General features: G+C 37.5%; 11 protein-coding genes. 9 read left to right on the plus strand and 2 right to left on the minus strand.

The features are described from left to right. Nucleotides 1–7: 7 nt before the first annotated feature. The 6 genes from rlmB (at nucleotide 8) to BW946_RS17820 (ending at nucleotide 6,612) form a co-directional block, all read left to right on the plus strand. A complete protein-coding gene (gene rlmB / locus BW946_RS17795) occupies nucleotides 8–757 on the plus strand; it encodes a 23S rRNA (guanosine(2251)-2'-O)-methyltransferase RlmB (protein WP_076597446.1) in 750 nt (249 codons plus the stop codon). A 183-nt stretch (nucleotides 758–940) separates the two neighbouring features. Continuing rightward, nucleotides 941–1,990, plus strand: a complete 1,050-nt coding sequence (locus tag BW946_RS17800; RefSeq protein ID WP_076597447.1) for a DUF6263 family protein — start codon at nucleotides 941–943, stop codon at nucleotides 1,988–1,990. Between the two features lie 63 nt (nucleotides 1,991–2,053). Further along, nucleotides 2,054–2,284, plus strand: a complete 231-nt coding sequence (locus tag BW946_RS17805) for a hypothetical protein (RefSeq protein WP_076597448.1) — start codon at nucleotides 2,054–2,056, stop codon at nucleotides 2,282–2,284. A 31-nt stretch (nucleotides 2,285–2,315) separates the two neighbouring features. After that, nucleotides 2,316–4,847 (plus strand): YfhO family protein, encoded by a 2,532-nt coding sequence (locus BW946_RS17810; protein WP_076597449.1) that lies wholly within the window; start codon nucleotides 2,316–2,318, stop codon nucleotides 4,845–4,847. Between the two features lie 84 nt (nucleotides 4,848–4,931). Continuing rightward, entirely contained in the window at nucleotides 4,932–5,240 is a 309-nt protein-coding gene (locus tag BW946_RS17815; RefSeq protein WP_076597458.1) for a GIY-YIG nuclease family protein, read from the plus strand. Nucleotides 5,241–5,295: 55 nt separating this feature from the next. Beyond that, the gene (locus tag BW946_RS17820) at nucleotides 5,296–6,612 is read left to right on the plus strand and encodes a glycosyltransferase family protein (protein WP_076597450.1); all 1,317 of its coding nucleotides are present in this window, start codon (nucleotides 5,296–5,298) and stop codon (nucleotides 6,610–6,612) included. Nucleotides 6,613–6,695: 83 nt separating this feature from the next. Here BW946_RS17820 and BW946_RS17825 read toward each other — a convergent pair whose 3' ends face one another. After that, nucleotides 6,696–7,337, minus strand: a complete 642-nt coding sequence (locus BW946_RS17825) for a hypothetical protein (protein WP_076597451.1) — start codon at nucleotides 7,335–7,337, stop codon at nucleotides 6,696–6,698. Nucleotides 7,338–7,468: 131 nt separating this feature from the next. Here BW946_RS17825 and BW946_RS17830 point away from each other — a divergent pair, with 131 nt between their 5' ends. Further along, complete coding sequence (locus BW946_RS17830; RefSeq protein ID WP_076597452.1) at nucleotides 7,469–8,434, plus strand: YpdA family putative bacillithiol disulfide reductase; 966 nt, start codon at nucleotides 7,469–7,471, stop codon at nucleotides 8,432–8,434. Between the two features lie 91 nt (nucleotides 8,435–8,525). On the opposite strand, the gene BW946_RS17835 is transcribed toward BW946_RS17830, so the two are convergent. Then, nucleotides 8,526–9,707 carry an MFS transporter gene (locus BW946_RS17835; RefSeq protein WP_083688912.1) on the minus strand — a complete coding sequence of 394 codons (1,182 nt, stop codon included), beginning with the start codon at nucleotides 9,705–9,707 and terminating at the stop codon, nucleotides 8,526–8,528. Nucleotides 9,708–9,999: 292 nt separating this feature from the next. On the opposite strand from BW946_RS17835, the gene BW946_RS17840 reads away from it, so the two are divergent. Beyond that, a complete protein-coding gene (locus BW946_RS17840; RefSeq protein ID WP_076597454.1) occupies nucleotides 10,000–10,878 on the plus strand; it encodes an AraC family transcriptional regulator in 879 nt (292 codons plus the stop codon). A gap of 89 nt (nucleotides 10,879–10,967) precedes the next feature. Continuing rightward, a complete protein-coding gene (locus BW946_RS17845; RefSeq protein WP_076597455.1) occupies nucleotides 10,968–12,896 on the plus strand; it encodes an oleate hydratase in 1,929 nt (642 codons plus the stop codon). Nucleotides 12,897–13,020: the final 124 nt, after the last annotated feature.

Here is a 13,020-nt window from a genome sequence, read left to right on the forward strand (position 1 = left end):
ATTTTCAATGAAAGACGATTTTATTTTCGGGCTGCGTCCCGTGATTGAAGCAATTGAAGCGGGAAAAACGATTGACAAGATCTTTGTGCAGAATGCACTTCAGGGTCCTATTTATGCTGAATTAAAAGCCATTTTAGCGAAAAATAAAATCCGTCCCAATTATGTTCCGGTTGAAAAACTGAACCGTTTTACAAGAAAAAACCATCAGGGTGTGGTTGCTTTTATTTCGGATGTACCGTTTCATAAGGTGGAGGATATTGTTCCACAATTATTTGAACAGGGAAAAACACCTTTTCTTTTAATCCTGGACAGACTTACTGATGTCAGAAACTTCGGTGCGATCTGCAGAACGGCAGAATGTGTAGGAGTAGACGCGGTTATCATTCCGGAAAAGGGTGCAGCTCCTATTAACTCCGATGCTATAAAAACTTCTGCCGGTGCTATTTACAACATTAAAATATGTAAAGAAAACAACCTTGCTCATGCAGTAGATTTCCTTCAGCAAAGCGGAATTTCTGTGTATGCAGCCAGTGAAAAAGCTCAGAAATTAATTTATGATGTTAATATGACAGAGCCATGCGCTATTGTTATGGGAAATGAAGAAACCGGAATTTCTAAAGAAGTATTGCATCATGCTGATGAAAAAATAAAACTTCCTATTGAAGGAAAAACTCAATCTCTGAATGTATCTGTAGCATGTGGAGCGATTTTGTATGAAGCGGTAAGACAAAAAATGATCGTAATACCCAATCCATAAACCAAGGCAATACAATCACGCTGCAGTATTGTGAGGATATTATTTTTATATGTATTTCAGATTTATCTGTCAAAAATACAGAATCATAATCTTCTCCAATGAATCAGGTGGAGAATATGAAGCAAAACCGCATGATATTGCGGATTAAGAAATAGTAGTAAAAAATAAAGTTAAAAAAATCAAATGAAGAACATTGCAGCGCTTGCGCTTATATCATCAATAGCCCTTGTATCCTGTAAAAAAGAAACGGCAAAAATAACAAAAGTAGATCCTAAAACCGGAAAGACAGTAACTATAGAAGTTCCTGCTGATTCTGTAGCAAAAGTGGCAGAAAATCCGGCAATTAAAGACTCTGCGGGAGTTATCACACAGACTTTCAAATTAGAAAAAGGAAAGACATATCCACTTACCACTTATCAGAGGGATGTAAAAACGATGACAGATCCTCAGGGAAAATCTATCACGGCTACCAGCGAATCTACAGATGAAATGAATTTTGTAGTGGATGACATCAAAGGAAACGTATATGAGATGACCCTTAACCTTGTAGCAAAGAGAAGTTCTCAGTCAGCACAGGGAAAAACGGTAGTAGTAGACACCAAACTTCCTCTTCCTAAAGAAGATGATCTTAAAATGATCTGGAATGTAAACAAAGCGCTTACCGGAAACAAACTTCAGATGAAGATGGATACAAAAGGGAATGTGATTTCTATTACCGGATTTGATGCTGTTTACACAAAAGTAGGTAACGCCGTAGGTACACTTATCAAAGATGCCAATGAAAAAGCAAGTGTAGTAGCGAGCCTTAAGCAGTCATTCAACGAAAAAGTACTGAAAGATCAGTTCCATAAAAACCTGATGATTATTCCTAAAAAAGGAGTAAAAATGGGAGAAAAGTGGTCAACTTCTGAAAATGCTGACCCAAGCGGAAGCGTAAAAGTAACATCGAATTATGTGCTTAAAAGTTTAGGAAACGGAGCAGCAGAAATTGCAGTAACCGGAGGGATTCCTAAGAAAACAGAAAAGAAAGCTCAAGGGACAATTACACACAGCCTGAGCAGTGAACTGGTTCAGAACGGAACCATTAAATTTGACGAAAGTACTGGATGGATTACCAACCAGAATATCAACGTAAAAACAACTCAGATAGAAACCATTTCAGATGGAAAACAATCTCAGTCTATGAAGAGCGTTTCCAATTCTTCGGTAATGGTAAACCCATCTGCCAAATAACTTGAATAAACATTCAGGGTTTAAAGTTTACATGTTAAGCCCTGAACTTTAAACAAAAAAATTATGAAGTACATTCTTGAGTTAGTACTCTCTGCCATTATTATTTTCTTTGTCTGGAATATTCTGAAAAGAATTTTCTTTAAGACATTCTACAGCTATCGTTTCAATAATGATAACCAGAATAACAAACAGCAGGACCTACACAACTCGAATAAGAATAATCAACAAAACCTTAAGTGGGACGCAGAAACGGTAGACTACGAAGAGGTGAAAGAGAGTAAGGACAAAAGGTAAAAATTCCAAGAAATAAAAGATAATAACCAGCATGGCAAAAAATAAAAACTTAATTTATATTGCAGCTTCATTAGTAGTATTTATAGTTTTAGCATTTTTATATTCCACTCCTGTATTTTCAGGGAAACAGCTTTTCCAGCACGATATCGTGCAATACAGAGGAGGAGCAAAAGAACTGCTCGATTATAGAGCTAATACCGGAAATGAGACCTATTGGAGTGACTCCATGTTTGGGGGAATGCCGACTTATCAGATGGGAAGCCAGTTCAAAGGTGACATCATCAAAAAAATCGACAGCAATCTGAATTTCCTGCCAAGGCCGGTTAATTATCTCTTCCTGCTGTTTGCAGGTTTTTTCCTTTTGGGAATGGTAGTAGTCAGAAATTGGAAATATGCACTCTTAGGAGCCACTTTCTTCGGGCTTTCCACCTATTTTTATATCATTATTGCCGCCGGACATAATGGTAAAGTCAATACCATTGAATATTTTGCACCGCTGCTGGCCGGAATTTTACTGGTGTATATCAGAAAACAATACATCTGGGGATTCATTGTCACTACCCTTTTTATGGGTCTTCAAATTGCTGCGAACCACCCACAGATGACCTATTATCTGTTCCTTGCTTTAGCATTCTTATTCCTATCTGAACTCATCAGAGCCATCCAGAAAAAGACACCGATGAAACATTTCCTTATTTCATCGGGAATTATTGCGGCATCATGTGTTATTGGAGTTGGAATGAATTCACAAAGAATCATGGCCAATTCTGAATATGTAAAAGAAACGGTTCGTGGAAAACAGATTTTAACGAACGACAGCCATACTTCAGGAAAATCCGGAATGGACAAAGAGAGCATGCTGATGTGGAGCTATGGGCAACTGGAAACTTTAAACCTTTTTATCCCAAGATTAATGGGTGGCGGAAGCCAGGAACCTGAAGGAAAAGAAATCATGAACAGAGTTCAGGAACTGGTTCAGGAAAATGTAGGTTCACAGGCTGAAATGGATAGAATTTCCAAAGGTTTCAGCGGGGTAACCTACTGGGGAGACCAGCCGGGAACTTCAGGACCAGCCTATCAGGGAGCTATTGTATGTTTCCTTGCCTTATTGGGATTCTTTTTTGCCTCTAAAAAATACCGTTACTGGATTTTAGGAGCTTCCATCCTCACTATTTTGCTGGCCTGGGGAAGTAACTTCATGCCATTATCGGATTTCTTTATCGATTATGTACCGTTCTATAATAAATTCAGAGCGCCTTCATCCATCTTAGTTGTAGTAGAATTATTATTCCCGTTAATTGCTATTCTGGGATTATACAGATTTTTCACAGATGAAAAACTAACCGAAGAATACAAACAGAAAATCCTTCTTTATGTGGGAGGTGGAACTTTAGGATTTTTGTTGATTCTTTTAGTCTTTGGAAAGTCATTACTAGGTTTTGCTACAGAAAGCGAAAAAACCTACTTCCCTCCTTTCCTTCTCGATTATCTTGTAGATGAAAGATATAAACTATTCAGAATAGATGCGATAAAAGCATTCATCTATGTAGCGATTGCTGCAGCTGCTTTATTCTTAACTTTAAAGAAAAAGCTTAATCAGAATATAGCTTTGATTATCATCGGAGTGGTAAGTTTATTTGATCTTTGGTCCGTCAACAAGCGTTACTTAAACGATGAAAATTATGTTGATAAAATCTTTGCTGAAAATCCTTTCCAGACAGAAAGCTCAGATCTGCTGGCTGAAAAAGTTCAGGGAAATCCAAATCTGGAATCTATTTTATCCAATGTCAACATCAACAAAACATTGGAAACGATTGCTGAAAAAGACAAAACACACTACAGAATTTACAACCAGACATTAGGAGTTACCAGCGAAACCAATACCTCTTATTTTAAGGCTTCCATCGGTGGTTATCACGCTGTAAAATTAAGAAGATATGACGATCTACTGAATGAATACATCAATAGTATTGACAGTGTAAAAACACCTAATGTATTAAACTTATTAAATGCCAAATACATGGTTTTCGGAGGCCCTGAGCAGCCACAGGTTGTTCCTAATCCAAAAGCCAACGGAAATGCATGGTTTGTAAGTGATTTAAAATTTGTAGATACTCCTAACCAGGAAATAAAAGCTATCGGGACTATAGACAACAAAAAAACGGCTGTCATTGCTTCATCTGACAAATCATATTTTGATAACAAACCGGTTCAGGCAGATTCTACAGCATTTATCACTCTTACGAAATATCAGCCTAACGAACTTGAATTTAAATCTCAGTCGAAAACGCCTCAATTGGCCGTATTCTCTGAAGTTTACTATCCTCATGGATGGAAAGTACTTGTGGACGAGAAAGAAGTTCCGTACATCAAAGCAGATTATTTGCTTCGTGCCGTACATGTTCCGGCAGGAAACCACCATATCAGAATGGTTTTTGAACCTGAAGTGATTGAAAAAGGGAAATGGCTTTCTCTTCTTTCATTCGGATTATTTATCCTGTTGGCAGCATTTGGACTTTTCTGGATGAATAAGAACAAGAAAAAGGAGATTGTAGCTGAATAAAAAGCTTAAACAGTATAATAAGGTTTTTAAATAATATTACGAATGTCATTCTGAATGAAGCATAGCGTAATGAAGAATCTCAAAATGAAAACGTTAGGCACTCATAATTACTATGTTTACATACTGACTAATAAAACAAAGACAGTATTATATACAGGAGTCAACAACGATTTGAAGAACAGACTATACTGGCATAAAAATCCAGAAGCTGTTGAAAAAAGCTTCACCTCAAGATATAAATGCTTTTATTTAATATATTTTGAACATTTTGGTGACATTGAGACAGCAATAAATAGAGAGAAACAAATAAAAGGCTGGACCAGACAAAAGAAAGAAAACTTAATTAAAGAATTCAATCCAGATTGGAAATTTCTCAATGAAGAGATAGAGTGAGATTCTTCACTGCGCTACGCTTCGTTCAGAATGACAAAGACCATTAAGTAAATAAATGGAACAGAAGAAAATATTGATTATCACCTATTACTGGCCTCCTGCGGGAGGTCCTGGTGTTCAAAGATGGCTGAAATTTGCAAAATATTTGCCAGATTTCGGCTGGAAACCGATCATCTATACTCCGGAAAATCCAAGTTATCCATTGCTGGACGAAACGTTGATGAAAGACGTTCCTGAAAATATTGAGATGGTAAGAACCAAAATCTGGGAACCTTATCAGCTGGCTGAAAAACTGAACAAAAGCAATAAAAAATTCAAAGCAGGACAATTTGATGTAGGAAAAAACCAAAGCTGGAAATCAAAACTTTCGATCTGGGTGAGAGGCAATTTTTTCATTCCTGATGCCAGAGTCTTTTGGGTAAAACCTTCTATTGCATTTTTAGAAAAATACCTGAAAGAGAATTCAATAGACACCATCGTTACTTCCGGTCCTCCCCACTCACTCCATCTGATTGGTTTAGGGCTTAAAAATAAAATGCCGGATTTGAAATGGATTACCGATTTCCGTGATCCATGGACAGAGATTTCCTATTACAAACATTTGAAATTAACCAAAAGTTCGGATAAAAAACACCGTCAGCTGGAAAGTGCTGTATTTAAAAATGCAGACATTACCTTAGCGACAAGCTACACTGATGCGGAAAATTTCAGAAAAGCCGGAGCCAATGCCGTTTGTATTACGAATGGATTTGATGAAAGCGATTCAAGCAAAAAAGCAGAAGAACAAAAAGGTGAAAAAGCGAATCCACAGGCTACTAGTAAAATGTTCACGCTAAGTTATATAGGAGTTTTGGAACAGCTCAGAAACCCTGATAATCTATGGAAAGCACTTGATGAACTGATCAGGGAAAATGTCGATTTTGCCACTGATTTTAAATTAAAATTTGTCGGAAGAATAGATGATAAAATTTTACAGTCCATTGAAAATTCAAGCCTGAAAAACCATATCCTGAACCTTGGATACCTTGCTCATGGGAAAGCGGTAGAAGAGATGCAGAATTCTGATCTGCTTCTTATTACCAATTTCCCGAATGAATCTTCAAAGGGAATCATCCCAGGAAAAATCTTTGAATATCTGGCTTCAGGAAAACAGATTCTTTCCTTCGGGCCTGAGAAAGCTGATGTGGCAAAAATTCTGGAAGAGACGCAGGCAGGAAAACATTTCAGTTATCAGGATACAGAAACTGTCAAAAAGTTTGTTCTAGAAAAATTTGAACTTTGGAAAAATGGCAGCCTTCTTGAAAACACTCAGCATATTGAGCAGTTCTCAAGAAAAAATCTTACTCAGCAGCTGACTGAAGTTTTGAAATAAAAAGAGAGAGGAAGTTAGAGGCTGGAAGCTGGAAGTTTATTTCAGTCGTCAACTTCTAGCTTCTAACTTTGAACTTTGAACTTTTATATCGTCCATTGATCGTTCACCACAGCAGTCAGATAATATTTACCCTGAAATTCTTCCCATACGAAACGAACCGTTTTCCAGTCCATATTACCGGATTTTTCGGTTCCTTTGATATAGTTTTCTGTGAAATCGGCTTTTGGATAAATCTCTTTTAAATTATTCAGGGAATTTCCTCCTCCGATAAATTTATTCAATGAATATTGTGAAGCTGTAAAGTCTTTGGAAAACACCCATTTACCCAAATAATCATTAATTGTTGCTTTATAAGGATCTCCTGAGCCATCTTGTAAACCCCATGTAAACACCGTTTTAGCAGGCTGGTATCTTTCAAAATCTGCTTTAGAAAAATGTTTATCTTCCTTCTGATTAATAAAAGCATACATTGAAAAACGAATTCCTTTCTGCGGGTGGATCAGGGAAGCAAAAGCGGTGTAATCTTTATTCTTCAGTGCCTTCAAAACCTCATCATTAGCCTGCTTTAAAGCCGCTTCTTTATCAGCATTATTCTGAACGGTACCTGCACTGTCTGTTTTATTTTGTGCAATGGAATCTATCTCGTTCGGAACAGGTTTTCCAGCTTCTTTCTTACAGGCTGCAACAAGACTCAAAACGACTACAGCGATCAATAATTTTTTCATATTTTACATTTTGCAATGGGTAAAAAGCACCAAAACTGATGCCAAGCAATAAATAACGTAAAGAGATAAAGACTATGAGGATTGCTGGATTCTGACTTCCCATTTTAAAAATTACATCGTACATTTGTTAGATGGAAATGTTGGACATTCTGATTATCGGGGCCGGACCTATCGGGTTGAACTGCGCCCTTGAAGCTCAAAAAAACAATCTTAGTCATGTAATCATAGAAAAAGGAACTATTGTCAATTCATTGTACAATTATCCTTTGTACATGCGTTTTTTCTCCACTGCCGAAAAACTGGAAATAGGTGAAATTCCATTTATTTCTACCGCTCCAAAACCGGGAAGACAGGAAGCCCTGGAATACTATCAGGGAATCGCCAGACAAAAGAACCTGAATATCAACCTGTATGAAAAGGTTCTGGGTGTTTCAAAAAAGGATGAAATATTTGAGATCAAAACCACCAAAGCAATCTATCTGGCTAAAAATGTAGTCATTGCTACCGGGTTTTATGATATTCCAAACCTTATGAATGTTCCCGGTGAAAACCTTCCTAAGGTTAAACATTATTATACGGAGCCTTACCCTTATGCAAGACAGAAAATTGTTGTTGTAGGATCCAGCAACTCGGCTGTAGATGCAGCATTAGAAACCTACAGAAAAGGGGCTGAAGTAACGATGATCGTCCGTCATTCTGAGATTTCAAAAAGTGTAAAATATTGGGTAAAACCGGATATTGAAAACAGAATTACAGAAGGAAGTATTAAAGCTCATTTTAATGCAGAAATGATCGAAATTAAAGAAAATTCTGTGGTTTTTAAAGATGAGAAAGGAGAAACTCATGAAATTGACAATGATTTCGTACTGGCGATGACCGGCTACCTTCCGGATTTTGATTTTCTGAAAAATTCAGGAATAGAAATCAACGGCGACTGCCTCAATCCATTTTATAATCCTGAAACCATGGAAACCAATATTTCTAATCTCTATCTTGCAGGAGTAGTTTGCGGAGGAAAAGATACCCATCTTTGGTTTATTGAAAACTCCAGGGTTCACGCGAATATGATCATCAATACCATTCTTTCAAAATCTTAATCGTAAACGACTAGTATATAGTAAAAGTTTCCGGGCAATTTCTACGAAATTGCCCGGAAACTTTTTATTTTTAAATTCATGAATCAAAGGTCTATATAATCTCTTTTTCTACCTTATTTTTATCCTTAAGCATCCATGGAATGATAAAGTAAAAGCCAATCGCAATAAATACTGCAAGCAGTCCGGTTCCGATCCATAATACATTGAATCCTAATTTTTCTGCAATGAGTGTTCCTATATAAGGTGTAATGATAAAGGCAATAGAAAACGACATTCCGTTCAATCCCATATAAGCGCCTTTGTTGTTTTCTCCCGAACGTAATGCCGTAATAGTTGACATAAAAGGGAGGGTCCATATTTCTCCTACACAAAGCAGTGTCATAGACAATACAAGCGTAATCAAACTGTAATCGAAAGCAAGCATAGCGTAGGAAATACCACACAGGAAAGTCCCGATCAACATCGTAAAAGCTAATGTGAAATACTTCTCAGCAATCTGTACCAGTCCCATTTCAAGCAGTACAATCAGGAAACCACTGTATCCGAGAATATACCCGATATTCTGCTGGCTCAGGTGTGCTGTATCCTTATAAAATATCGTCAGCGTACTGAACAACTGGAAGAAACATATGGAAAACAACATACAAAATACGCAGTAAATCAAGAATTTACCGTCACGATAGGGTGAGCTTTCCTTTTTAATAACAATCGCTTCTTTTATCTTTTTCGCTTTCTCTTTCGCCAGTCTTGCACGGTCTTTAAAAAACCAGATATACATCAATCCTGCAAGCAAAGCAGCCAATGCATTGCTGAAAAACAGAAATTCATAAGAAATAGCCGACAAAATACCACCCAGCGCCGGACCAATGGAAAATCCAAGATTAACAGCCATACGATTGAGCGAGAAAGCACGGGTAATATTTTCAGGTTTTGCATATTTGGTAATCGCCACCGAGTTGGCCGGACGGAACGTTTCACTTACAATACTTTGGGCTAAAATAATTCCCGCCAGACCAGCTTCCGTTGTAAAAAGCGGAATCAGACAGAATAAAGGAACGCTGAGCAGTAAACTCAGGCTCTGTACCCTATATTCTCCTATTTTATCCGTGATCATACCGCCCAGCCATGATCCAATGACCGAACCTATTCCAAAAAAACTCAGTACAATTCCGGAATTTTCAATACTGAAATGTAAATGATTGGTCATATAAACTCCCAGAAACGGAAGTACCATAGAACCGGCCCTGTTGATGAGCATTACCAACGCCAGCATCCAACTCTCCTGCGAGAGTCCTTTGAAAGAACTCGTATATACGTTAATTAATCTCACAATACTATTTTGGGGAAATTTGAAAGTGCAAAATTAGCTAAAAATAACCCAAAAAGCCTCTATTTAAAACCTTTTTCATCAATAATTTCCATACAAACAGCCTGTCAGTGTAAAAATGGATTATTTTAAATATAAAATCCAAAGACTTTTATAAAAATCGTAAATTGCAGTAACAGTAAGGCTATTTAAGCTAAAAACCTCTTCAAAACACCATAAAATTTAATCAATACTAAGAATGGTAACCTACGAAAATTTACATGATACGCTATCCTTTTACAGTATTGACTGCCTGCAATCCTATTACATTTCTTCCGGGAAACCCATTTTCAAATTCCCTAAGGCTCCTTTCAGGATGGATTATTACGCTCTGTGTATCTGTACTGCCGGAGAAATTAATATTGAGATAGACCGTCAGAAATATAAAATAGAGGCCCACAGTTTTCTTATGGCTGCTCCTTCGACGATTGTAAAATTTGTAAAGACGAGTAAAGATTTTACGATGAAACTGCTGTTCTTCGACAAGAATTTCCTGATTAAAAATATTTCCAATCCTTTTATTATTGAAAAAATGAATCTTTTTCCCAAAGGTTCATACAGCATCGTAAAAACTACGGCAACAAATTCTTCACTCCTGCAAAACCTTCTGGACTACCTTGATAAAAAATCGAAAAAGCAGGGAAAGTTTACGGAAGAGATTATCCGTACCATTATTTTCAATCTTCTGCTGGAGACTGCTGAGATTATGGAACAGGAAAATGCTTCCAATCCGGAAAAAGAAGAAGGGAAAAAAGACCTTTATCTCAAATTCAGTAAACTGGTCCGTGAAAATATCACCAGGGAACGGGGGGTTCAGTTTTATGCAGACCAACTTCATGTTTCCAATAAATACCTCATCGAAATCATTAAGAAAGCAAGTGGAAAAACCCCTCATGAGGTTATTGATGAGGCGCTGCTTAAAGAAGCTTATGTCATGCTTGGAAATCCCGGGGTCACCATATCAGAAATCGCCTTTGAACTTCAGTTTAATTCCGCCTCGGCATTCGGCCGTTTCTTTAAAAAACATACGACGCTTTCGCCTTCGGAATACAGAACTAAAGAAAATATTCAGTCATGAGAATTTGGGGATAATAATTCTGAACTTGAGGATATATATCGCTTTCTGAATAGAGGTACCTTTATACTGTTAATTAAAAACAATAAAAGATGAGTACGATCAATTCAAAATTCGATAAAGTTTTAAATGCCTCTGAGCAGTTCGGCAAAGTAAACCACGAACCGGATTCAAGTAAAGAAGTTCAGATTAACACTCCTGAAAAGACGATGCCTTTCTCCGACCAGATCGGAAATTACCAACGTAATAAAGGTATTCCTTTGCAATCTTACGAAAACAGTAAAATCTATATTGTAGGAAGCGGAATTGCCGGTATGTCGGCAGCGTATTATTTTATCCGTGATGGCCGTGTACCAGGCAAAAATATTATTTTTCTCGATCAGCTGGATGTGGAAGGCGGATCTCTGGATGGAGCCGGTAATGCCAAAGACGGTTACATCATACGTGGAGGAAGAGAAATGGATATGACCTATGAAAATTTATGGGATATGTTTCAGGATATTCCTGCCCTGGAGCTGCCTGCGCCTTACAGTGTGCTGGATGAATACCGCCTCATAAATGATAACGACCCGAACTATTCCAAAGCAAGACTCATTCATAACCAGGGACAGATCAAGGATTTCAGTAAATTCGGACTTGAGAAAAAGGATCAGCTGGCCATTGTAAAATTGTTGCTAAAGAAAAAAGAAGAGCTGGACGATCTTACCATTGAGGATTATTTTTCTGAGTCTTTCCTGAACAGTAATTTCTGGTTTTTCTGGCGTTCTATGTTTGCCTTCGAAAACTGGCACAGCTTACTGGAACTGAAACTCTATATGCACAGATTTCTTCATGCCATTGACGGAATGAAAGACTTCTCATGCCTTGTTTTCCCCAAATATAACCAGTACGATACGTACGTAACTCCATTAAAAAACTTCCTTGTGGAAAAAGGAGTACAGATCCAGTTCAACACTTTGGTAAAAGATCTTGATATTCATATTAATACGGAAGGAAAAACAGTGGAAGGAATCATCACTGAGCAAAATGGCGAAGAAGTAAGAATACCGATCGGTAAAGACGACTACGTAATTGTAACTACCGGATCTATGACTGAAAGTACGTTCTACGGAGACAACAATACTGTTCCCGAAGTTACGATAGACAACAGCAGCGCCGGACAAAGTGCCGGATGGAAACTGTGGAAAAATCTTGCAGCGAAATCTGAAGTGTTCGGAAAGCCTGAAAAATTCTGTAGTCATATTGAAAAATCTTCATGGGAATCTGCTACGTTAACCTGTCGTCCATCTGCCTTTACAGAAAAACTGAAAGAACTGTGTGTAAATGATCCTTATTCAGGAAGAACAGCTACGGGAGGAATTATTACCATTACAGATTCTAATTGGGTGATGAGCTTTACCTGCAACAGACAGCCGCACTTCCCTACCCAGCCGGATGACATTCTTGTAGTATGGGTATACGCTTTACTGATGGATAAAGAAGGTAATTTTATCAAAAAGCCAATGCCTCAGTGTACCGGAAACGAAATTCTTGCTGAGCTATGTTATCACCTTGGAATGACGGATCAATTCGATAACGTTATAGAAAACACCATTGTACGTACAGCATTCATGCCTTACATCACTTCTATGTTCATGCCTAGAGCAATGGGAGACCGTCCTAGAGTAGTTCCTGAAGGATGTACCAACTTAGGCCTTGTAGGACAGTTTGTAGAAACCAATAATGATGTTGTATTCACTATGGAAAGTTCTGTGAGAACGGCAAGAATAGCTGTTTACAATCTTTTGAATCTTAATAAGCAGGTTCCGGATATCAATCCATTACAATATGATATCAGACATTTATTAAAAGCTACCCAGGCTTTGAATGACTATAAACCTTTCTTAGGAGAAGGAATTTTAAGAAAAATATTAAAAGGAACTTACTTTGAACATATCCTTGTAAACCGTCCGGAAGAACAGGAAGAGCATGAATCTTTCCTGACCAGATTTCAGGAATGGGTAAAAGGAGTAAAAGGCTAAAAGATCATCGAATAAAAATATCTTTAATCGGTAGTGTCTCACTAACTGTGTAAGTTAAAAAGTTATTCTGGAAAATTTTGAGCCCTCATAGCTCAAAAAATTTTACGGAAATAACTTTTTATTA

Origin of the sequence: Chryseobacterium sp. RU33C, from assembly GCF_900156015.1 — a bacterium.
In the GTDB taxonomy this organism is placed as follows: domain Bacteria; phylum Bacteroidota; class Bacteroidia; order Flavobacteriales; family Weeksellaceae; genus Chryseobacterium; species Chryseobacterium candidae.